Origin of the sequence: Variovorax sp. Root473 (genome assembly GCF_001426505.1) — a bacterium.
Lineage (GTDB): Bacteria > Pseudomonadota > Gammaproteobacteria > Burkholderiales > Burkholderiaceae_C > Variovorax.
The window spans coordinates 493,248-513,092 of the sequence record NZ_LMEV01000001.1 but is presented as its reverse complement, the minus strand read 5'-3'; the positions used below and the strand labels follow the sequence as shown (position 1 = coordinate 513,092).

Genomic DNA, 19,845 nt, shown 5'->3' with positions numbered 1-19,845 from the left:
CGCTTTCGGCGTCCATGGCCTTTTGTTGTAGTGTTCGGGCGGCCGGCCCTCTTTTTTTTGGGCTGGGCGCCGTGCTTTTCATGACCTATTCGCTCCATACGCTTCAATCGTCGTCCTCTTCTTCTTCCGCTGCCGAAGGGCAACCCGTGCGCCTGCGCGCCCTGCGCTTCGCTCACGAAATCACCCTGATCGCCGGGTTTGCAGCCCTCCTGTTCTGGCTGCTGGCGATGCTGAGCTTCACCCCGTCCGATGCCGCTTGGTCGACCTCGGGCACGGGCGCTGAAATCAAGAACTGGGGCGGTCGCATCGGCGCCTGGCTGGCCGACGGCAGCTATTTCCTCGCCGGCTATTCCGTCTGGTGGTGCCTCGCGGCGGGTTTGCGCGCGTGGCTTTCGTCGCTGGCCGGCTGGCTGCGCGGAGGCGAGCCGACGGCTGCGGTCGAGCACCCCCCGCGCGGTCGCTTCAACCGCAGCCGGCTTGCGTTCTGGTTCGGCCTCGTCCTGCTGCTGTGCGCGAGCACGGTGCTCGAATGGTCACGCCTGTACCGGCTTGAATCGCACCTGCCGGGTTCGGGCGGCGGCGCCCTTGGCTATCTTGTGGGGCCGGCGAGTGTGCGCTGGCTGGGCTTCACGGGCTCGGCGCTGGTCGCCATTGCAGGTGGCGTGATTGGTTCGGCGCTGGTGTTCCGTTTTTCGTGGAGCCTGATTGCCGAGCGCATTGGTGCTCGCGCCTATTCGCTGTTCGAGTCGCGTCGCGAAAAGCGCGAAATGGCGGCCGACATCGCCATGGGCAAGCAGGCCGCGCGCGAACGTGCTGGCGATGAGGAGGAACTGGCGCCTGCGCCGCGTGTGAAGAAAATGCGTGCCGCAAAGGAGGCCGCATTCGGCGAATCCTCCGATCCTCTGGAGCCGAGCTTCGACGACGAGGAAGAGATCGCGCCCAAGCGCCGCCCCGCATCGCCGCCCGTGCAGATCGAGCCCGCGATGACCGAGGTGCCCCGCAGCGACCGCGTCGTCAAGGAGCGCCAGAAGCCGCTCTTCAACGAACTGCCCGACAGCAAGTTGCCGCAGGTGGACCTGCTCGACGCCGCGCTGGTGCGCCAGGAAACGGTGTCTTCCGACACGCTCGAGATGACTTCTCGCATGATCGAGAAGAAGCTCAAGGACTTCGGCGTCGAAGTGCGCGTGGTGCTCGCTTCGCCCGGCCCCGTCATCACGCGCTACGAAATCGAGCCCGCCACCGGCGTCAAGGGCTCGCAGATCCTCGGCCTCGCCAAAGACCTGGCGCGTTCGCTCTCGCTGGTGTCGATCCGCGTGGTCGAGACCATCCCTGGCAAGAACTACATGGCGCTCGAACTGCCGAACGCCAAGCGCCAGTCGATCAAGCTCAGCGAAATCCTGGGCTCGCAGGTCTACAACGAAGGCAAGTCGATGCTCACGATGGGCCTGGGCAAGGACATCATCGGCAACCCGGTGGTGGCCGACCTTGCGAAGATGCCGCACGTGCTGGTGGCCGGTACCACCGGTTCGGGCAAGTCGGTCGGCATCAACGCGATGATCCTGTCGCTGCTCTACAAGGCCGAAGCGCGCGACGTCCGCCTGCTCATGATCGACCCGAAGATGCTCGAAATGTCGGTCTACGAAGGCATTCCGCACCTGCTGGCGCCCGTGGTCACCGACATGCGGCAGGCCGCGCATGGCCTGAACTGGTGCGTGGCCGAGATGGAGCGCCGCTACAAGCTCATGAGCAAGCTCGGCGTGCGCAACCTGGCCGGCTACAACACCAAGATCGACGAGGCCAAGGCGCGCGAGGAGTTCATCTACAACCCCTTCAGCCTCACGCCCGACGATCCGGAGCCGCTGCGCCGCGAGCCGCACATCGTCGTGATCATCGACGAGCTGGCCGACCTGATGATGGTCGTCGGCAAGAAGATCGAAGAGCTCATTGCCCGCCTCGCGCAGAAGGCGCGCGCGGCCGGCATCCACCTGATCCTGGCCACGCAGCGCCCCAGCGTGGATGTGATCACCGGCCTCATCAAGGCCAACATCCCCACGCGCATCGCGTTCTCGGTGGGCTCCAAGATCGACAGCCGCACGATCCTCGACCAGATGGGCGCCGAGGCGTTGCTGGGCATGGGCGACATGCTCTACATGGCCAGCGGCACGGGCTTGCCGATCCGCGTGCACGGCGCCTTCGTGAGCGACGAGGAAGTGCATCGCGTGGTGGCTTATCTCAAGAGCCAGGGCGAGCCCGACTACATCGAGGGCGTGCTCGAAGGCGGCACGGTCGATGGCGACGGTGACGGCGACCTGCTTGGCGGCAGTGGCGACGGCGAAAAGGACCCGATGTACGACCAGGCGGTCGAGGTCGTGCTGAAGAACCGCAAGGCCAGCATCTCGCTGGTGCAGCGCCACCTGAAGATCGGCTACAACCGCGCCGCGCGCCTGGTCGAGGACATGGAAAAGGCCGGCCTCGTGAGCGCCATGAGCGGCAGCGGCCAGCGCGAGATCCTCGTGCCCGCGCGCCAGGCGGAGTGAGCCGCCAGCGCGCCACCCCACGGCCCCACCATCGCCGCCGATGCAGGGCCGGTTACGTGCTGAGAGGCAATTTGCAAACGCGCACCGGCGCCACTGCAAATCTTCGTCAAAGCCTACAGAAGCCGGCACCTGCTGCGGGTAGTGTCGACAGACATCGCAGCAACGTTTTTCCGAGGAATCTCCCATGAAGAAAACCCGCCTCTGGCTGTTGGCCGGCCTGTTCTGCACGGTGGCCGGCAGCGCCTGGGCCGACGGGCTCGAAAGCCTCGAAGCCTTCGTGAAGACCGTCAAGTCCGGCCGCGCCGAGTTCACCCAGACCGTGACGGCCCCGCCGCGCGAGGGCCAGCCGGGCCGCGTGAAGACGTCGACCGGCACCTTCGAATTCCATCGCCCCGGCAAATTCAAGTTCGACTATCGCAAGCCCTTTGCCCAGAGCATCGTGGCCGACGGCAAGACGCTCTGGCTCTACGACGCCGACCTGAACCAGGTCACGCAGCGCACCCAGGCGCAGGCGCTGGGTTCGACGCCCGCGGCGCTGATTGCCTCCGCCGCCGACCTGCGCGCCCTGCAGGCCGATTTCGCGCTGGAAGCCGCGCCCGAGCGCGAGGGCCTGCAGTGGGTCAAGGCCACGCCGAAGAACAAGGACGGTCAGTTGCAGAGCGTGATGGTCGGCTTCCAGGGCGATGCGCTCGCGGCCCTGGAGATCCTGGACAGCTTCGGCCAGCGCTCGGTGCTCAAGTTCAGCAAGGTCGAGGTGAACCCCGCCTTGCCTGCCGGCACCTTCGAGTTCAAGGCGCCCGCGGGTGCCGACGTGCTCAAGCAGTAGTCACCCACAGCAGGACAGTCCCCGGTTTGGCCCCGCGCACCCACCAGCCCCTCGCCGAGCGCCTGCGTCCCAAGACGCTCGGCGACGTGATCGGCCAGCAGCACCTGCTCGGCCCGGGCATGTCGCTGCGCATCGCCTTCGAGTCGGGCCAGCCGCACTCCTGCATCCTCTGGGGCCCGCCGGGCACCGGCAAGACCACCATCGCGCGGCTCATGGCCGATGCCTTCGACGCGCAGTTCCTGAGCATCAGCGCGGTGCTGGGCGGCGTGAAAGATATCCGCGAGGCCGTCGAGCAGGCCACGGCCGCGCGCGACGGGCTCACGCAGCAACGCACGATCGTCTTCGTGGACGAGGTGCACCGCTTCAACAAGAGCCAGCAGGACGCGTTCCTGCCGCACGTCGAGTCGGGCCTGTTCACCTTCATCGGTGCGACCACAGAGAACCCGTCCTTCGAAGTCAATTCGGCCCTGCTCTCGCGGGCGGCGGTGTACGTGCTGCAGTCGCTCAACGAAGGCGACCTGAAGCAGATCGTCGCCAGGGCGCAATCGATCCAGGCGGTTCCGGCCATCGACGAGGCGGCCATCGACCGCCTGGTCGCCTACGCGGACGGCGACGCGCGCCGCCTGCTCAACACGCTCGAGACGCTGGCCGTCGCGGCCGGCGCCGAGAAGCTCACGAACATCAGCGACGAGTGGCTGCTGCGCGTGCTCGGCGAGCGCATGCGCCGCTACGACAAGGGCGGCGAGCAGTTCTACGACACCATCAGCGCGCTGCACAAATCCGTGCGCGGCAGCGACCCCGACGCTGCCCTGTATTGGTTCGTGCGCATGCTCGACGGCGGCGCCGACCCGCGCTACATGGCGCGCCGCCTCGTGCGCATGGCCAGCGAAGACATCGGGCTGGCCGATCCGCGCGCGCTGCGCCTGGCGCTCGACGCGGCCGAGGTCTACGAGCGCCTCGGCACGCCCGAGGGCGAACTGGCGCTGGCCGAATGCGTGGTCTACCTGGCCATCGCGCCCAAGTCGAACGCGGTCTACAAGGCCTACAACGCGGTGCGCGCGCTGGTGAAGAAAGACAGCACGCGACCAGTGCCGATGCACCTGCGCAATGCGCCCACCAAGCTCATGAAAGAGCTCGACTACGGCAAGGGCTACCGCTACGCGCACGACGAGGAGGGTGGTTTCGCCGCCGGCGAGCGCTACCTGCCCGAGGGCATGGAAGGCCAGGTTTTCTACGAGCCGGTCGAGCGCGGGCTCGAAATCCGCATCGGCGAAAAGCTGCGCGAGCTGCGCCGCCGCAACGCTGAAAAAGACGATTGATACTGTCTTGCAACATGCGCTCACGCTGCGCATGACCTCACCCACATACAGCATGAGGTGAGCGGGTAAACCCCGGTCATCCTGCCCCAAAACAGCGCCGGGGCATGTCTAAAATCCCGCCCACCAAACCTGCCGACGGCACATGTTGGCTGGTTTTTTGCTTGTCAAGCCAGAGGCGCCAAACCGGTGCCTCGGTAGGTGAATGGCACCCGCAAGGTGCAACACATAGGGAATCGCGTTATGGAAATATTGCTGCAGCAGATCATCAACGGTCTGGTTCTCGGCAGCATGTATGCCTTGATAGCCTTGGGCTACACCATGGTGTACGGCATCATCAATCTGATCAATTTTGCGCACGGTGAAGTGCTGATGGTGGGGGCGCTCACAAGCTGGACCATCATCGGGCTCATGAAGGACGGAATGCCCAACACACCGGGCTGGCTGATCCTCCTCGTCGCCCTGATCATTGCCTGCGTCGTCGCGGCAAGCCTCAACTTCGTGATCGAGAAAGTGGCCTACCGGCCGCTGCGCAACAGCCCCAAGCTCGCACCGCTCATCACCGCCATCGGCGTGTCGATCCTGCTGCAGACGCTGGCCATGATCATCTGGAAGCCGACCAACAAGGCTTACCCCAACCTGCTGCCGACCGACCCCATCCACGTGGGCGGCGCCGTGATCTCGCCCACGCAGGTCATGATCCTCAGCGTCACCGCGTTCTCGCTCGTGGTGCTGATGTGGCTGGTCAACTACACCAAGCTCGGCCGCGCGATGCGCGCCACCGCCGAGAACCCGCGCGTCGCGGCGCTCATGGGCATCCGGCCCGACATGGTCATCTCGGCCACCTTCATCATCGGCGCCGTGCTCGCGGCCATCGCCGGCGTGATGTACGCCTCCAACTACGGCATCGCGCAACACGCGATGGGCTTCCTGCCCGGCCTCAAGGCCTTCACCGCGGCCGTGTTCGGCGGCATCGGCAACCTGGCCGGCGCGGTGGTCGGCGGCATTTTGCTGGGCCTCATCGAGGCCATCGGCTCCGGCTACATCGGCACCCTCACGGGTGGCGTGCTGGGCAGCAACTACAGCGACATCTTCGCTTTCATCGTGCTGATCGTGATGCTCACGCTGCGGCCTTCGGGTCTGCTCGGCGAGCGCGTGGCGGACCGGGCCTGAGGAGCAGCACACCATGAAGAACAGCAAGAACCTCGCGCTCTACATCCTCGGCGTGGTCGCCGTGCTGGCGCTGCCGATCCTGTTGCAAACCCAGGGCAATGCCTGGGTGCGCATCGCCGACATCGCATTGCTCTACGTGATGCTCGCGCTCGGCCTGAACATCGTGGTCGGCTACGCCGGTCTGCTCGACCTGGGCTACGTGGCCTTCTTTGCAGTCGGCGCGTACCTCTTCGCGCTGATGGGTTCGTCGCACCTCTCGGACACCTTCCCGTGGTTCAAGGCGATGTTCCCGAACGGGCTGCACACCTCGCTGCTGATCGTGATTCCACTGGCATTGGTGGTGGCCGGGTTGCTCGGCGCACTGCTGGGGGCGCCCACGCTGAAGCTGCGTGGCGACTACCTGGCCATCGTGACGCTCGGCTTCGGTGAAATCATCCGGGTGTTCCTGAATAACCTCGACCAGCCGATCAACATCACGAACGGTCCGAAGGGCATCACGGCCATCGACTCCATCAAGTTCTGGGGTCTCGACCTGGGCAAGTCCTGGAAGTTCGACGGTTTCACGATCTCCTCGGTCACGCTGTACTACTACCTGTTCCTGGCGCTTGTGGTGGCCACCATCATCATCTCGCACCGCCTGCAGATCTCGCGCATCGGCCGCGCCTGGATGGCCATCCGCGAAGACGAAATCGCTGCCAAGGCGATGGGCATCAACACCCGCAACATGAAGCTGCTGGCCTTCGGCATGGGCGCCAGCTTCGGCGGCGTGTCGGGCGCGATGTTCGCGGCCTTCCAGGGCTTCGTGTCGCCCGAGTCCTTCAGCCTGATGGAGTCGGTGATGATCGTCGCCATGGTCGTGCTCGGCGGCCTCGGGCACCTGCCCGGCGTCATCCTGGGCGCCGTGCTGCTCGCTGCGCTGCCCGAAGTGCTGCGCTACGTGGCCGGCCCGCTGCAGGCGATGACCGACGGCCGCCTCGACGCGTCGATCCTGCGCCAGCTGTTCATCGCGCTGGCCATGATCGTCATCATGCTGATGCGCCCGCGCGGCCTGTGGCCCTCGCCGGAGCATGGCAAGACGCTGACCAAGAAGAACGGCGTGCCCGTCGACCCGACCCATGCGGCCGTGGCGCCCGGATCGCTGCAGACCCACGCACCGGGCGTCGACTCGCCCGCCGACGAAGTACCGGGTGCGGCATCGCGTCCCATGTCCATCAATCCGTGAGCCAAGGACACACAGACATGACGACAGACACCATCCTCGACGTTCGCGGGATCTCCAAGCGCTTCGGCGGGCTGCAGGCCCTCTCGGACGTGGGCATCACCATCAAGCGCGGCCAGGTCTACGGCCTGATCGGGCCGAACGGCGCCGGCAAGACGACCTTCTTCAACGTGATCACCGGGCTGTACACGCCCGACAGCGGCACCTTCGAACTGGCCGGCAAGCCCTACCAGCCGACGGCCGTGCACGAAGTGGCCAAGGCCGGCATCGCGCGCACCTTCCAGAACATCCGCCTCTTCGCCGAAATGACGGCCCTGGAGAACGTGATGGTGGGGCGCCACATCCGCACGCACTCCGGCGTGTTCGGCGCCATGCTGCGCACCAAAGGGTTCAAGGCCGAAGAAGCGGCCATTGCCAAGCGCGCGCAGGAGCTGCTCGACTACGTGGGCATCGGCAAGTTCGCCGACTACAAGGCGCGCACGCTGAGCTACGGCGACCAGCGCCGCCTCGAGATCGCCCGCGCACTGGCCACCGACCCCCAGCTCATCGCGCTGGACGAACCGGCCGCCGGCATGAACTCGACCGAGAAGGTCCTGCTGCGCGAACTGATCGACCGCATCCGCAAGGACAACCGCACGATCCTGATCATCGAACACGACGTCAAGCTCATCATGGGCCTGTGCGACCGCGTCACCGTGCTCGACTACGGCAAGCAGATTGCCGAGGGCAATCCGGTCGAGGTACAGAAGAACGAAAAGGTGATCGAGGCCTACCTTGGCACCGGAGGACACTGAGATGAGCACCGCAGAAGCAACGATGGCAACCGCGACGGCACCGGCCGCCGCCAAGGCCGCAGGAAAGAACCTGCTCAAGGTCCGTGGCCTGAAGGTGGGCTATGGCGGCATCCAGGCCGTGAAGGGCGTGGACTTCGACGTGTTCGAGGGCGAGCTGGTCTCGCTCATCGGCTCCAACGGCGCCGGCAAGACCACCACCATGAAGGCCATCACCAGCACGCTGCCGGCCGGCGCGGGCGACATCGAATTCCTCGGCCGCAGCATCAAGGGCCGCGGCGCCTGGGACCTGGTGGGCGAGGGCCTCGTGATGGTGCCCGAGGGCCGCGGCGTGTTCACGCGCATGACGATCACCGAGAACCTGCAGATCGGTGCCTACATCCGCAACGACAAGGCCGAGATCGCGAGCGACATGGAGCGCGTGTTCGTGACCTTCCCGCGCCTGCGCGAGCGCAAGGACCAGCTGGCCGGCACGATGTCGGGCGGCGAACAGCAGATGCTGGCCATGGGCCGCGCGCTCATGGCGCGCCCGAAGGTGCTGCTGCTGGACGAACCCACCATGGGCCTGTCGCCGATCATGTGCGACAAGATCTTCGAGGTGGTGCAGACCGTTGCATCGCAAGGCGTCACGATCCTGCTGGTGGAACAGAACGCCAACCGCGCGCTGCAACTGGCCGACCGTGGCTACGTGATGGAGTCGGGCCTCATCACGATGAACGGCGACGCCAAGGAGCTGCTGCGCGACCCGCGCGTGCGCGCCGCCTACCTCGGCGAGTAAGCACCGGCCAGCGCCGACCGGCCAGCACCGCAGAGCGCGGTGGCTGGCCGTTTTTACGTCTAGCCCATCATCGCGGCGGCGGCCTTGATCGCCTCGCGGATGCGCCCGTACGTGCCGCAGCGGCACACGTTCTCGATGGCGTCGATGTCCGCATCCGTCGGCGTGCGGGTGCGCCGCAGCAGGTCGACCGCGGCCATGATCTGCCCCGGCTGGCAGAAGCCGCACTGCGGCACATCGAGGTTCATCCAGGCCTGCTGCACCGGGTGCAGCGTGTTGCCGTTGGCCAGGCCCTCGATGGTCGTCACCTGGCGCCCGCGCACGTCGGACACGCGCACCGAGCAGGTCGTCACGGCCTTGCCGTCGACGTGGCAGGTGCAGGCCTTGCACACGTTGATGCCGCAGCCGTACTTCGGGCCGGTGATGCCGAGCTTGTCACGCAGCACCCACAGCAGCGCCAGGTCGTCGGGCGCCTCGACGTCGACGTTCTGGCCGTTCACCTTGAAAGATTGCACAGGCATGGCGGGTCTCCTCAGGCGGGAATCGCAACGTTGACGGGCGTGGGCAGCTTGCCCGGCGGGATCGGCGTGAAGTCGACCGGGAAGTTCAGCGGGAAGCTGCGCGGCTTGATGCCGGTGGCGCGCCCGTAGGCGTTGGCGATGGCGCCCGAACTGGCCGACAGCCCGACCTCGCCAAGCCCGCCGATGGCCTCGCCGTTGGCCGGCATGATGATGATCTTCACGTCCTTCGGGTAGTGCTTCATGCGCGAGAAGTGGTATTGCGAGTAGCTGCCTTCCAGCGGCAGGCCGTTCTGGATGTGCAAGCCTGCGGTGAGCACCAGCGCGATCGACTCGCACAGGCCGCCCTGCAGCTGCGCCTCGATGCCCGAGGGGTTGATCGGCGTGCCGACATCGATGGCGATGGTCGCGCGCACCACGCGGGCCTGCGCTGGCACGCGCGCATCGATCTCGACGATGCAGGCCGTGAAGGACTTCGACTCCTGGTGCACCGCCACGCCCTGCGCAAAGCCCGCCGGCATCGCCTTGCCCCACTGCGCGGCCTCTGCCACGGCCTTCAGCACCGCGCGGGCGCGCGGCAGGCGCAGGTACTCGAGCCGGAAGGCGATCGGGTCCTTGCGCGCCGCGCGGGCCATCTCGTCGACCAGGATCTCTTCCACCAGCCGCGCGGGCTGGATGTGCACCGAGCGGTACGAGCAGGTGTTCATGTCCATCGCCACTGGCGTCAGCAGCTTGGTCGTGACGCCGAAGTTGTACGGCGACGTCACCATGGTCTTGAACATCACCTGCTCGATCGCGAAGTTGCCCACCGTCTGCGGGAAGGCGTTGGGCAGCGCGATGGCGGCGGCCTCGAGCATGTTGCCGAAGCCGTGGCGCGTGTCCAGCCGCACGCTGGCAATGCGCTGCTCGAAGGCGATCACCTGGCCCAGCAGCATCGTGGCGCGCGCCTTCTGGTAGATCGGCGGGCGGATGCGCGTGTGGCGCATGTCGTCGGTGCGGTGGTACATCAGGCGGCAGGGGCGCCCCAGCGCCTTCGACACCTGGATCGCCTGCAGCACCGGGTCCCAGAACAGGCGCCGCCCGAAGGAGCCACCCGAGGGCACCGCGTGCACGACGACCTTGTTCAGCGGCAGGCCCAGCTCGGCGGCCACCGCCTGCTGGGTGACGATGGGGCTCTGCAGCCCGGCCCAGATTTCCGCGCGATCGGCGCGCACGTCGGCAATCGCGCATTCGACTTCCATCGGGCAGTGGGCGGCCGGCGCGAACTCGAACTCGGCCTCGACCGTCAGTGCGCCCAGCGGCGGCAGCGCAAAGGGCAGCAGCGACGATTTCAGCTTGCGCATGATGGTGGCGTTCGACTCGCCGTCGAGCGGGCCCGCGGCCCAGGTCACGTCGAGCGCGTTCACGGCGGCCCAGGCCTGGCCGAAGGTCTCGGCCATCACGGCCACGCCCGGTGGCGTCGGCGTGATGCCATTCGTGGCGGGAATCGGCACCACGCCGATCACGCCCGGCATCGCCATTACCGTGTTCATGTTGTTGATGCCGACGAACTTGCCGTTGATGGTCGGCGGGCGCCGCACCATCGTCGGCTTGGCATTGGGCACCGCCTGATCGAGCGTGAACTTCTTGCGTCCGGTGACGATGTCGAGCGCATCGAGCCGTGTCACGCGCTGGCCGACCACCGAGGGCGTGGAGCCCGAGAGCAGGCCGCCCAGGCCGCCCAGCATCGGCATGCCGGCGTGCATCGAGCGCACGCTCGACGAGCCGCCGGTGAGCTGGTTCCAGATCAGCTCGGGGCTCGCGTCCGCCGACGTGACTTCGATGGCGCTCAGCGGCAGGCGCAGCTTGTCGGCCAGCATCATCGCGCTGGCCGTGGCGATGCCCTGGCCCACTTCGAGGCGCGGCAGCGCAAGGCGCACGCGGCCCTCGCCGGTGTTCGTCACTTTCACCAGCGGCATGGTCGGCAGCGACGTGAGCGTGACCGCGTCGCCGATGTCGATCAGGTCGGTGGTGTCGGGCGGCGTCATCGGCAGCAGCGCGGCGACTGCGGCGGCGGGCGCCGTGAGGGCGCCGAGCCCCGCGAACCCGGCCGCCGCCGATGCCAGCGGCGCGGCCGTGGCGTAGCCGAGCACGTCGCGCCGGCGCAGGCCGTGCGCATCCCCGTCGTCCGGTCCGCGCGCGGGGCGCGGATCCTTGTTCGAACGCTTCATCGTTGTCTCCTTGTTGTTTGGCGAACACGAATGACTGTGGCACCATCGCCGCGCCGAAGATGTCGTTGCAACGACATTTCTTACGGTCCCCGCCGACCGGCGCCTGCGACGGATCGGCCGATGCGATGTCACGAGGGACGACAGCAGGAGGCGCGATGTCGGACGCGTTGGAGAACATGCTCCGCGAGAGCTTGTGGGCGCGCGCGCTCACGGACGACGAACTCGATCGCGTCGTGCAGGAGTCGCACGAGCGCGTGGTCCCGGCCGGAGGCTTCGTCGTGCGGCGCGGCGAGCCCGCCGATCACTGGATCGGCGTGATCGACGGCCTCATGAAGATGTCGGTGTCGCTGCCCGACGGGCGCGTGTCCACGTTCACCGGCGTGACCGCCGGCGGATGGGGTGGCGAAGGCTCGCTGCTCACGCCCGGGTGCTGGCGCTACGACGGCGTGGCGCTGCGGCCCACGCGCGTGGCCTGCGTGCCGCGAAAGAGTTTCGAGCGGCTGATGTCCACCAGCATCGAATTCAATCGGTTTCTGTTGTTACACATCAATGCGCGACTGAGCCTGTTCATTGGCCTCATGGAGTTCGATCGGCTGCTCGGCCCGGACGCGCGCGTGGCGCGTTGCCTGGCCAGCCTGTTCGACCCGATCCTGTATCCGCGCGCCACCCGCTTCGTGCGGTTGAGCCAGGACGAGATCGGCCTCTTGTCGGCCGTGTCGCGCCAGCGTGCCAACCGCGCGCTGCATGCGCTGCAGCGCGACGGCCTGTTGCGCATCGAACATGGCGGCGTGGAAGTGCTCGACCTCGCAGGCCTGCGCACCTACCAGAGCGGGGCGGCCGAAGCGGCGGCGGCCATGGCCGCGGCCACCGACATGCAGGCCGCAGCGCCCCTGGACGACCTCGTCAGTCCACCTTCGCCCCGGTGGCCTTGACCACCTTCTCGTACTTGGCGAGTTCGCTCTTCATGAAGCTGCCGAACTGTTCGGACGAATTGCCGACCGGCTCGGCCAGCATCGAGGCGAAGCGGGTCTTCGTTTCCGGCGCATTCAGCGCGGCGACGAAGGCCTGATTGAGCTTCGCGACCACGTCGGGCGGCGTGCCGGCCGGCGCGACCAGGCCCCACCAGGTGTCGATCGAGAAGCCCTTGAGCGTGTCGGCCACGGGCGGCACGTCGGGCAGGGCGCTGCTGCGCTTGAGCGTCGTGACCGCAATCGCCTTCAGCTTGCCCGAGCGGATGTTCGGCGCGGCCGTGGCGAGGTTGTCGAAGTTGAAGTCGACCTGGCCCGACAGCAGCGCCAGCTGCGCCGGGTTGCCGCCGTTGTACGGGATGTGCACCGCGAAGATGCCCGCTTCTTTCTTGAACAGCTCGCCCGCCAGGTGGCCGGCGCTGCCGTTGCCGCCGCTCGCGTAGTTGAGCTTGGCCGGGTTGGCCTTGGCGTAGCGGATCAGGTCGGCCAGCGTGCGGATGTTCAGGCGGTTGGCCGTCTCGGCGTTCATCACCAGCACGTTGGGCACGCGCACCATCTGCGTGATCGGCGCGAAGTCGGTCGCGGCGTTGAACGGCATCTTGCTGTACAGCCACGGGTTCACCGCGTTCGTGGCCGTGGCCGCGATGCCGATCGTGAGGCCGTCGGCCGGCGCCTTGGCGACGAAGTCGGCGCCGATGTTGCCGCCCGCGCCGGGCTTGTTGTCGATGATGACCGGGCCGCCCAGCGTGTCCTTCACCTGCTCGGCCAGGATGCGCGCCGTGTTGTCGATCGGGCCGCCGGCCGCGTAGGGCACGACGAGTCGGATCGGGCGGTGTTGCTGGGCTGCGGCATGGCCGGCGGTGAGCACTGCGGCGCCGGCGATCAGGGTCAGGAGGAAGTGTCTCGTCTTCATGTTGTTCTACGGAAAAAGAAAAAGGGAAACGCCAAGGCTCAGGGCAGCGCCTTGTCGGCTTCGGTGGTGAACGCGTCGGCAAAGAACTCTTCTTCGGGCAGGCCGGCCAGGGCCACGTAGTCGCGCCTGGCCGAGTCGACCACGATCGGCGCGCCGCAGGCATACACCTGGTGGCCCGACAGGTCCGTGAAGTCTTCCAGCACTGCCCGGTGAACGAAGCCCGTGCGGCCGGTCCAGTTGTCTTCCGGCGTGGCGTTCGACACGACGGGCACGTAGCGCAGGTTCGGCATCGCGGCCAGCTGCTCGCGCACCCACGCGTCCATGTACAGGTCTTCGGGGCGGCGTCCGCCCCAGTAGAGCGTGGCAGGCCGGTCGATGCCCTTGAACTTCATGTGCTCGAGCAGCGCCTTGATCGGCGCGAAGCCCGTGCCCGAGGCCAGCAGGATCAGCGGCTTGTCGGAGTCCTCGCGCAGGAAGAAGCTGCCGAACGGGCCTTCGATGCGCAGGATTTCCTTTTCCTTCATCGCGCCGAAGACGTGGTCGGTGAACTTGCCGCCCGGCAGGTGCCGCAGATGCAGTTCGAGGCCCGTGCCCGGCACGGCCACCGTGTGCGGCGCGTTGGCCATCGAGTAACTGCGGCGCGCGCCATCGCGCAAGATGAATTCCACGTACTGGCCCGCATGGAACTGCAGCGGCTCGCCGGCCGGCAGCTGCAGGCGCAGCAAAACCACGTCATGCGACTGGCGCGTGAGCGCCATCACGCGCACCGGCATCTTGCGGATCGGCAAGGCGCCAGCTTCGGTGACCTGGCGCGACTCGAGCACCACGTCGCTCGTCGGGTGGGCGCAGCAGGTCAGCACGTAGCCGGCCAGTTGTTCTTCGGCGCTCAGCGCCTTGCTCTGGTGCGGGCCCAGCGTGACTTCGCCCGACAGCTTCTTGCATTTGCACGACCCACAGGCGCCGTCCTTGCAGCCGTAGGGGAGGCCGATGCCCTGGCGGATGCCGGCCGCGAGGATCGTCTCGTCGCCCTGGACCACAAAATGGCGCCCGCTGGGTTCGACGGTGATGGAAAAGCCCGCTTCGTGCGGCGCTGTAGCAGTCATCGGTATTCTTCGGGGGTGAACTTTCCCGGCTGCGTGCGGCCGGGACAACTGAAAAGAGACAGGAACCCGGATTTTGCCTTCAATCAATAGCCCCTCCGGCGCACTGCCGGCCCGGTTCCGGCGCGAGCGCCTGCTGATCGTCGGCTGCGGCGATGTCGGCCAGCGCGTGGCGCGCGACCTGCGCGGGCGCATGCAGCTGGTCGCACTCACGTCCTCGGCCGACCGCGTTGCGGCGCTGCGCACGGCCGGCATCCGGCCTCTGGTGGGCAACCTGGACGACCGCGCCACCCTGCGCCGCCTGGCAGGCCTCGCCACCCGCGTGCTGCACCTGGCGCCGCCCGCGCGCGACGGCGGTGCCGCCTGGTGGCGCGACCAGCGCACCGTGTCGCTGGCGCAGGCGCTGCGGCTGCGCTCGCTGCCCTCGGCGCTGGTCTACGGCTCGACCAGCGGCGTCTACGGCGATTGCGGCGGTGCGCGCGTGAGCGAAACACGCGGCGTGCGCCCCGACACCCCGCGCTCCCACCGGCGCGTCGATGCCGAGCGTGCCGTACGCTGGTTTGGCCGCAGCACCGGCGTGCGCACCAGCATCCTGCGCATCCCGGGCATCTACGCGCCCGACCGCGAGAACGGCACGCCGCGGGGTCGTCTGGAGCGCGGCACGCCCGTGCTGCGCCGCGAGGACGACGTCTACACCAGCCACATCCACGCCGACGACCTCGCGCGCGCCTGCATGGCGGCCCTGTTCCGTGGCAGGCCCCAGCGTGTGGTGCATGCGTCGGACGACACCGAACTGCGCATGGGCGACTACTTCGACTTGGCCGCCGATCTCTACGGCATGTCCCGCCCGCTGCGCGTGGCGCGCGATGAAGCCGAGCGGCAATTGCCGCTGCAGCTGCTGAGTTTCATGGGCGAATCGCGCCGACTCGACAACACGCGGCTCAAGCGCGAACTGCGCGTGCGGCTGGAGCATCCGACGGTGCATACCGGGCTGCTGCCGGCGCCTGGCTGACATGGGGCGCCCCGGGGCCCGAGGCAAAGAAAAACCCGCTGCGCCTATAAGGCGAGCGGGTTTCTTGATGTGGGGGTGAGACGGCGTCGTCTCATGGTGCCCGGGGCCGGAATCGAACCGGCACACCTTTCGGTGGGGGATTTTGAGATTGAGTCCCGAGACTAGCATGAGACCACGCTGGAACCCGCAGAGCCTTGCTGCGCTTGGTTTTCCAAGAGGCTAGTCCCGTTTAGCCTTACGCCTAGACCAGACCGATTGCGGCAGACATTCTGATGCCGTGGCTCCTGGCTGGTTCCTGCGTTCGATCTCGAACTAGGAGGCGTCATGGCTAAGATCAAACTCACCAAATCCGCTGTCGATACGGCAGAAGTCACCGGCAAGGATTACGAACTGCGGGATACCATTGTCCCCGGCTTTCTCTGCAAAGTCACCGCCCACGGCCGCAAGGTCTTCATGCTCCAGTACCGCACGAACTGGGGCGAGCGCCGCAAGCCGAAGATCGGCCAGTTCGGCGAGCTGACCGTCGAGCAAGCGCGGTCGATCGCACAGGACTGGCTGGCCGACGTGCGCAAGGGCGACGACCCCAGCGCCGCCAAGCTGGCTGCCCGCATGGCCCCGACGGTCAAGGAACTGTGCGGGCAGTTCATCGAGGAATACTCCAAGCCGCGCAACAAGCCCCGGACGGTCGATTCCTACCAGGGCTACATCGACCGCCACATCCTGCCTACCCTGGGCAAGCTCAAGGTGCCGGACGTAACGCGGGCGCACATCACCACGCTGATGAAGGACAAGGCAAAGATCGGCGTTACGGCCAATCGGGTTCTGGCCTGTTTGCGCAAGATGTTCAACATGGCCGAGGTGTGGGGCTACCGGCCTGACGGCTCCAATCCATGCCGACACGTCCCCAAGTACCGCGAGGACGGCGAGACGCGGTATATCAACAACGAGGAACTGGGGCGGCTCTATGCTTACCTCGACCGTGCGGATGCCCTGGGGTTGGAGCATCCGACCGTGACGCTGGCGGTTCGCCTGCAATTCGAGTTTTCCGCGCGGATGACCGAAATCCGCACGCTCGAATGGGCTTGGGTGGATTTCGAGAATCGCCGGGTCGTCTGGTCTGACAGCAAGACGGGCGATATGTCCAAGCCGATGAGCGAGGCGGCGTACCAGTTGCTGCGCAATGCGCCCCGCATCGACAACTCGCCTTACGTGTGTCCAGCCATCTTTGATGCCAAGAAGCCATTGCCCGAGAGCACGTACTACAACGGCTGGAAGCGCATCTTAGGCCGCGCAGAGGTAGCGCATGTCGGAACACACGGCATCCGTCATCGTGCGGCGACCGACATTGCCAACTCCGGTATCCCCATCAAGGTCGGCATGGCGCTGACTGCGCACAAGACCGTCACGCAGTTCATGGCGTATGTCCATGCAGAGGATGACCCGGTGCGTGCCGCTGCCGAGAAAGTGGCCACCCTACGCCGGGGCGCCATCGACGGCCATGCGCCGGCTGCGCTGCCGAAGCCGTCTCCTGTGGTCACGGACGACGACAAGACCCGCACCAGCCTGGGTAACTACCGTCCATTCCGGCATCGCAAAGCCGCCACGCGCGCCGTGCCGCCTGATTCCAAGCGGGCTGCGCCGAATCTGATGCAGGACCAGAAGGAGGTCACGGCATGAACAGGCGCAAAGCAGCCGTGGCGTCATCTGTGGCACCAGCCACGCTGCTGGGCGACATTCGAGTACTGATCGACGCGGCGCGGCAGCGCGCCGCGTCAGCGGTCAACGCCGAGCTGACCTTGCTGTTTTGGCGCATCGGCCAGCGCATCCACACGGAAGTGCTGGCTGGTCAGCGGGCCGGATACGGTGATGAGATCCTGCCGACCTTGGCTGCGCAGCTTGTGCAGGACTACGGCCGCAGCTTCGCGGACAAGAACCTGCGCCGGATGGTGCAGTTCGCGGCTACCTACACGGACGAGCCAATTGTCGTGACGCTGTCACGACAATTGAGCTGGTCGCATTTCGTGGCCTTGCTGCCGCTGAAAGACCCGCTCCAGCGAGACTACTACGCACAGATGGCCAACATCGAGCGCTGGAGCGTGCGGACGCTGCGCGAGCGCATCGACTCGATGCTGTACGAGCGCACGGCGCTATCTCAAAAGCCGGACGAGACGATTGCGCAAGAGCTGGCGAGGATGCGCGATGCGCAGCGCATGTCGCCCGCTCTGGTCATGCGAGACCCGTACATCCTCGATTTCCTGGGCCTGCGAGACACCTGGCAGGAAGGCGACTTGGAGGCCGCGATCATCCGCGAAATGGAATCCTTCCTGCTGGAGCTGGGCGTGGGCTTCACGTTCGTTGCCCGTCAGAAGCGCATCCAGATCGACGGCGACGACTTTCACCTCGACCTGCTGTTCTACAACCGCAAGCTGCGGCGGCTGGTGGCAGTGGAGTTGAAAGTCGGCGAGTTCAAGGCCGCTTACAAGGGGCAGATGGAGCTGTACCTGCGCTGGCTCGACCTGCACGAGCGGGAGTCCGAAGAAGCCTCACCGCTGGGGATCATCCTCTGCACCGGCAAGAAGTCCGAGCAGATCGAGCTGCTGGAACTGGACAAGTCGGGCATCCACGTGGCCGAGTACCTGACCAGCTTGCCACCGCGCGCCGTGCTGGGCGAGCGGTTGCAGCAGGCGACCGAGCGGGCGCGGTTGCAAATCGAGCAGCGCAAGACGGACAGCGAGTAGTTCTGTTCCTCGCATTCGGGCGTCCCGGCGTGCCGTCGTCGCGCTGTCGTGCTGCGCATCGAATCCCCTGCGGGGTTTCGCCCCATTCGGGCTTTCATCGTTCCCTCGCTTCACTCGGCTGACGCCTCCGGCCCGGCTCGCTGATCCGGGCCTGCGCGCTGCGCTTGCCTAAAGGTGGGTGTTTGCAGTGGGCGGGTGTGAGCGGTCTTGCTGTTCCCTTCACCGTATCACGGCGTTCTCGCCGTCAAGGGCGGCGCGCGCTTGTGCGCGCTTGCGTCCTGGCGGCCGTCTGCGACCCCTGACTGCTGCGCTACGCCGTGGGGGCGACGGTTCCGGGCAATTCCGCCCGTGCAACCGGAGATCGTCATGAACGATAAATCACACGTTTCCCTCGAACAGCACGTTTGCCTCGTTTGCGGCACGGCGTTCGATACCGGCACCATCCTGCTGGACAAGCGCCTGCGCGCCAGCATGGAGCGCCATACGAAGACGGGCTGGGGTCTGTGCCCCGAGCATCAGAAGCTGTCCGACGATGGCTTTGTCGCGCTGGTCGAATGCGATCCGCAGCGCAGCGGCTCGCAGGCCGGCGGGCGCATGAAGCCCGAACAGGTATACCGGACGGGCCGGCTGGCCCATCTGCGACGCACGGTGTTCGCGCAGTTGTTCAACGTGCCGATCGCGGACGAGCAGGCTTGCGTGTTCGTTGAGCCTGGCGTGATCGAGCAGTTGCAGTCGATGACGGTGCCGGCGGCGAACTGATCGCGCTGCGCAGCCTTCGGTGCGTCGTCCTTGCGGGGGCGGCGCATTTTTTCTGCTGCGCCCGGTGCGGGTTTCTCCGCGCCTGTGGCGCTGCGCGCTTCGCTTGCCAGTCCGTGCCTTCGTTGGAGGGGCGGCTTGCTGTTTCCTTCATCGTGCCACGGCGTGCTCGCCGTCAAGGGCTGCGCGCCGATGGCGCTTGCGGCCTGCGGCCGTCGATGACCCTTGACTGCTTGCGCTGCGCCGTGCCCCGGAAGGGCTGGGCAATTCCGCCCGGCATCCTTCAGGAGTTCACCATGAACTGCGCATTCATCACCGACGAGCAGCGTGCGCTGCTGCTGGCCAACGGCCGGCAATCCACCGAAACGTCGGACTTTGATCCGGCCCCTGTGCTCAAGCTGTTCACACCGGATGCCGGCGCGACCTGGCTGCTGACCGAGATCGACCCGGACGATCACGACCATGCTTTCGGTCTGTGCGATCTGGGCCTGGGGATGCCCGAGCTGGGCTGGGTCAGCCTGCAGGAACTGGCGACCGTGCGCGGGCGGCTGGGGTTGCCGATCGAGCGCGATCTGCACTTTCGTGCCGAGAAGCGGCTGAGTGCCTATGCGCGGGATGCGCGGCTGGCGGGGCGGATCGTCTTCTGATTCTGTCAAGGGGCGCCACGCCCCTTTTCTCTACTCCCCCTGGGCGTTCACCAGGGCTTCCATCGACGCTGGATAGGCTGCGACACCGTGCCCAGCAGGCGCACGGGCGGCAGCGTCAAGGGCCTGTCGTTCTTGGGGAAGCGCCGACGCACTTCGCATTCCAGTTCGTGCGCAAAGCCGCGTGCGTTTTTTTCTCCGCGCAGTGCCCGTTGCCGCCAGTCTCGGGCCTGGGCCATCAGTTCATCGTCTTGTAGGGCTCGTATGTCCATGTCATTGCCATTGTGCCGATGGCTGGGCGAGTAGCAGTCCAAGGGGATTTCGTTGAAGTCATGTGGACGTCCCCGGC

General features: G+C 66.7%; 17 protein-coding genes. 13 read left to right on the top strand and 4 right to left on the bottom strand.

All coding sequences use genetic code 11. The features are described 5' to 3' along the window. The first annotated feature begins 80 nt into the window (after positions 1-80). The 7 genes from ASD34_RS02420 (at position 81) to ASD34_RS02390 (ending at position 8,640) form a co-directional block, all read left to right on the top strand. Entirely contained in the window at positions 81-2,537 is a 2,457-nt protein-coding gene (locus ASD34_RS02420) for a DNA translocase FtsK (protein WP_056572303.1), read from the top strand. A 184-nt stretch (positions 2,538-2,721) separates the two neighbouring features. Further along, positions 2,722-3,363 carry an outer membrane lipoprotein chaperone LolA gene (gene lolA, locus ASD34_RS02415; RefSeq protein WP_056572301.1) on the top strand — a complete coding sequence of 214 codons (642 nt, stop codon included), beginning with the start codon at positions 2,722-2,724 and terminating at the stop codon, positions 3,361-3,363. 26 nt (positions 3,364-3,389) lie between these two features. After that, positions 3,390-4,682, top strand: coding sequence for a replication-associated recombination protein A (locus ASD34_RS02410; RefSeq protein ID WP_056572299.1), 1,293 nt, complete (start codon positions 3,390-3,392; stop codon positions 4,680-4,682). A gap of 240 nt (positions 4,683-4,922) precedes the next feature. Continuing rightward, entirely contained in the window at positions 4,923-5,852 is a 930-nt protein-coding gene (locus ASD34_RS02405; RefSeq protein ID WP_056572297.1) for a branched-chain amino acid ABC transporter permease, read from the top strand. Positions 5,853-5,865: 13 nt separating this feature from the next. Next, positions 5,866-7,074 (top strand): ABC transporter permease subunit, encoded by a 1,209-nt coding sequence (locus tag ASD34_RS02400; RefSeq protein WP_056572295.1) that lies wholly within the window; start codon positions 5,866-5,868, stop codon positions 7,072-7,074. 17 nt (positions 7,075-7,091) lie between these two features. Then, positions 7,092-7,865 carry an ABC transporter ATP-binding protein gene (locus tag ASD34_RS02395; protein ID WP_056572293.1) on the top strand — a complete coding sequence of 258 codons (774 nt, stop codon included), beginning with the start codon at positions 7,092-7,094 and terminating at the stop codon, positions 7,863-7,865. A gap of 1 nt (position 7,866) precedes the next feature. Then, positions 7,867-8,640, top strand: a complete 774-nt coding sequence (locus tag ASD34_RS02390; protein WP_200937499.1) for an ABC transporter ATP-binding protein — start codon at positions 7,867-7,869, stop codon at positions 8,638-8,640. A gap of 59 nt (positions 8,641-8,699) precedes the next feature. Here ASD34_RS02390 and ASD34_RS02385 read toward each other — a convergent pair whose 3' ends face one another. Together ASD34_RS02385 and ASD34_RS02380 are read right to left on the bottom strand one after the other, a co-directional pair. After that, the gene (locus ASD34_RS02385) at positions 8,700-9,158 is read right to left on the bottom strand and encodes a (2Fe-2S)-binding protein (protein WP_056572291.1); all 459 of its coding nucleotides are present in this window, start codon (positions 9,156-9,158) and stop codon (positions 8,700-8,702) included. An 11-nt stretch (positions 9,159-9,169) separates the two neighbouring features. Continuing rightward, positions 9,170-11,365 carry a xanthine dehydrogenase family protein molybdopterin-binding subunit gene (locus tag ASD34_RS02380; protein ID WP_056572289.1) on the bottom strand — a complete coding sequence of 732 codons (2,196 nt, stop codon included), beginning with the start codon at positions 11,363-11,365 and terminating at the stop codon, positions 9,170-9,172. A gap of 155 nt (positions 11,366-11,520) precedes the next feature. Between ASD34_RS02380 and ASD34_RS02375 the strand changes: the two genes are divergently transcribed. Next, the gene (locus tag ASD34_RS02375) at positions 11,521-12,297 is read left to right on the top strand and encodes a Crp/Fnr family transcriptional regulator (protein WP_056572287.1); all 777 of its coding nucleotides are present in this window, start codon (positions 11,521-11,523) and stop codon (positions 12,295-12,297) included. Here the strand turns inward: ASD34_RS02375 and ASD34_RS02370 are convergent. Together ASD34_RS02370 and ASD34_RS02365 are read right to left on the bottom strand one after the other, a co-directional pair. Beyond that, positions 12,269-13,246 (bottom strand): Bug family tripartite tricarboxylate transporter substrate binding protein, encoded by a 978-nt coding sequence (locus ASD34_RS02370; RefSeq protein WP_056572281.1) that lies wholly within the window; start codon positions 13,244-13,246, stop codon positions 12,269-12,271. The genes ASD34_RS02375 and ASD34_RS02370 overlap by 29 nt on opposite strands. A gap of 38 nt (positions 13,247-13,284) precedes the next feature. Next, positions 13,285-14,349: a CDP-6-deoxy-delta-3,4-glucoseen reductase gene (locus ASD34_RS02365; RefSeq protein WP_056572279.1), complete on the bottom strand. Its 1,065-nt coding sequence runs from the start codon at positions 14,347-14,349 to the stop codon at positions 13,285-13,287. Between the two features lie 73 nt (positions 14,350-14,422). On the opposite strand from ASD34_RS02365, the gene ASD34_RS02360 reads away from it, so the two are divergent. The 5 genes from ASD34_RS02360 (at position 14,423) to ASD34_RS02340 (ending at position 19,499) form a co-directional block, all read left to right on the top strand. Continuing rightward, complete coding sequence (locus tag ASD34_RS02360; protein WP_056572278.1) at positions 14,423-15,358, top strand: NAD-dependent epimerase/dehydratase family protein; 936 nt, start codon at positions 14,423-14,425, stop codon at positions 15,356-15,358. Positions 15,359-15,682: 324 nt separating this feature from the next. Continuing rightward, positions 15,683-17,035, top strand: a complete 1,353-nt coding sequence (locus ASD34_RS02355) for a tyrosine-type recombinase/integrase (RefSeq protein WP_016452573.1) — start codon at positions 15,683-15,685, stop codon at positions 17,033-17,035. Continuing rightward, entirely contained in the window at positions 17,032-18,096 is a 1,065-nt protein-coding gene (locus tag ASD34_RS02350; protein WP_016452572.1) for a PDDEXK nuclease domain-containing protein, read from the top strand. The genes ASD34_RS02355 and ASD34_RS02350 overlap by 4 nt, the downstream gene beginning before the upstream one ends. Positions 18,097-18,462: 366 nt before the next feature. Next, complete coding sequence (locus ASD34_RS02345; RefSeq protein ID WP_016452571.1) at positions 18,463-18,855, top strand: hypothetical protein; 393 nt, start codon at positions 18,463-18,465, stop codon at positions 18,853-18,855. A 293-nt stretch (positions 18,856-19,148) separates the two neighbouring features. Continuing rightward, positions 19,149-19,499, top strand: a complete 351-nt coding sequence (locus ASD34_RS02340) for a DUF2958 domain-containing protein (protein WP_016452570.1) — start codon at positions 19,149-19,151, stop codon at positions 19,497-19,499. Positions 19,500-19,845 lie beyond the last annotated feature (346 nt).

What these genes read in the sequence shown, in the direction of transcription:
- ASD34_RS02420 (WP_056572303.1), top strand. Translation starts at nt 81, where the DNA reads ATGACCTATTCGCTCCATACGCTTCAATCGTCGTCCTCTTCTTCTTCC.
- lolA (WP_056572301.1), top strand. Translation starts at nt 2,722, where the DNA reads ATGAAGAAAACCCGCCTCTGGCTGTTGGCCGGCCTGTTCTGCACGGTG.
- ASD34_RS02345 (WP_016452571.1), top strand. Translation starts at nt 18,463, where the DNA reads ATGAACGATAAATCACACGTTTCCCTCGAACAGCACGTTTGCCTCGTT.
- ASD34_RS02405 (WP_056572297.1), top strand. Translation starts at nt 4,923, where the DNA reads ATGGAAATATTGCTGCAGCAGATCATCAACGGTCTGGTTCTCGGCAGC.
- ASD34_RS02375 (WP_056572287.1), top strand. Translation starts at nt 11,521, where the DNA reads ATGTCGGACGCGTTGGAGAACATGCTCCGCGAGAGCTTGTGGGCGCGC.
- ASD34_RS02395 (WP_056572293.1), top strand. Translation starts at nt 7,092, where the DNA reads ATGACGACAGACACCATCCTCGACGTTCGCGGGATCTCCAAGCGCTTC.
- ASD34_RS02355 (WP_016452573.1), top strand. Translation starts at nt 15,683, where the DNA reads ATGGCTAAGATCAAACTCACCAAATCCGCTGTCGATACGGCAGAAGTC.
- ASD34_RS02350 (WP_016452572.1), top strand. Translation starts at nt 17,032, where the DNA reads ATGAACAGGCGCAAAGCAGCCGTGGCGTCATCTGTGGCACCAGCCACG.
- ASD34_RS02380 (WP_056572289.1), bottom strand. Translation starts at nt 11,365, where the DNA reads ATGAAGCGTTCGAACAAGGATCCGCGCCCCGCGCGCGGACCGGACGAC.
- ASD34_RS02400 (WP_056572295.1), top strand. Translation starts at nt 5,866, where the DNA reads ATGAAGAACAGCAAGAACCTCGCGCTCTACATCCTCGGCGTGGTCGCC.
- ASD34_RS02340 (WP_016452570.1), top strand. Translation starts at nt 19,149, where the DNA reads ATGAACTGCGCATTCATCACCGACGAGCAGCGTGCGCTGCTGCTGGCC.
- ASD34_RS02365 (WP_056572279.1), bottom strand. Translation starts at nt 14,349, where the DNA reads ATGACTGCTACAGCGCCGCACGAAGCGGGCTTTTCCATCACCGTCGAA.
- ASD34_RS02370 (WP_056572281.1), bottom strand. Translation starts at nt 13,246, where the DNA reads ATGAAGACGAGACACTTCCTCCTGACCCTGATCGCCGGCGCCGCAGTG.
- ASD34_RS02385 (WP_056572291.1), bottom strand. Translation starts at nt 9,158, where the DNA reads ATGCCTGTGCAATCTTTCAAGGTGAACGGCCAGAACGTCGACGTCGAG.
- ASD34_RS02390 (WP_200937499.1), top strand. Translation starts at nt 7,867, where the DNA reads ATGAGCACCGCAGAAGCAACGATGGCAACCGCGACGGCACCGGCCGCC.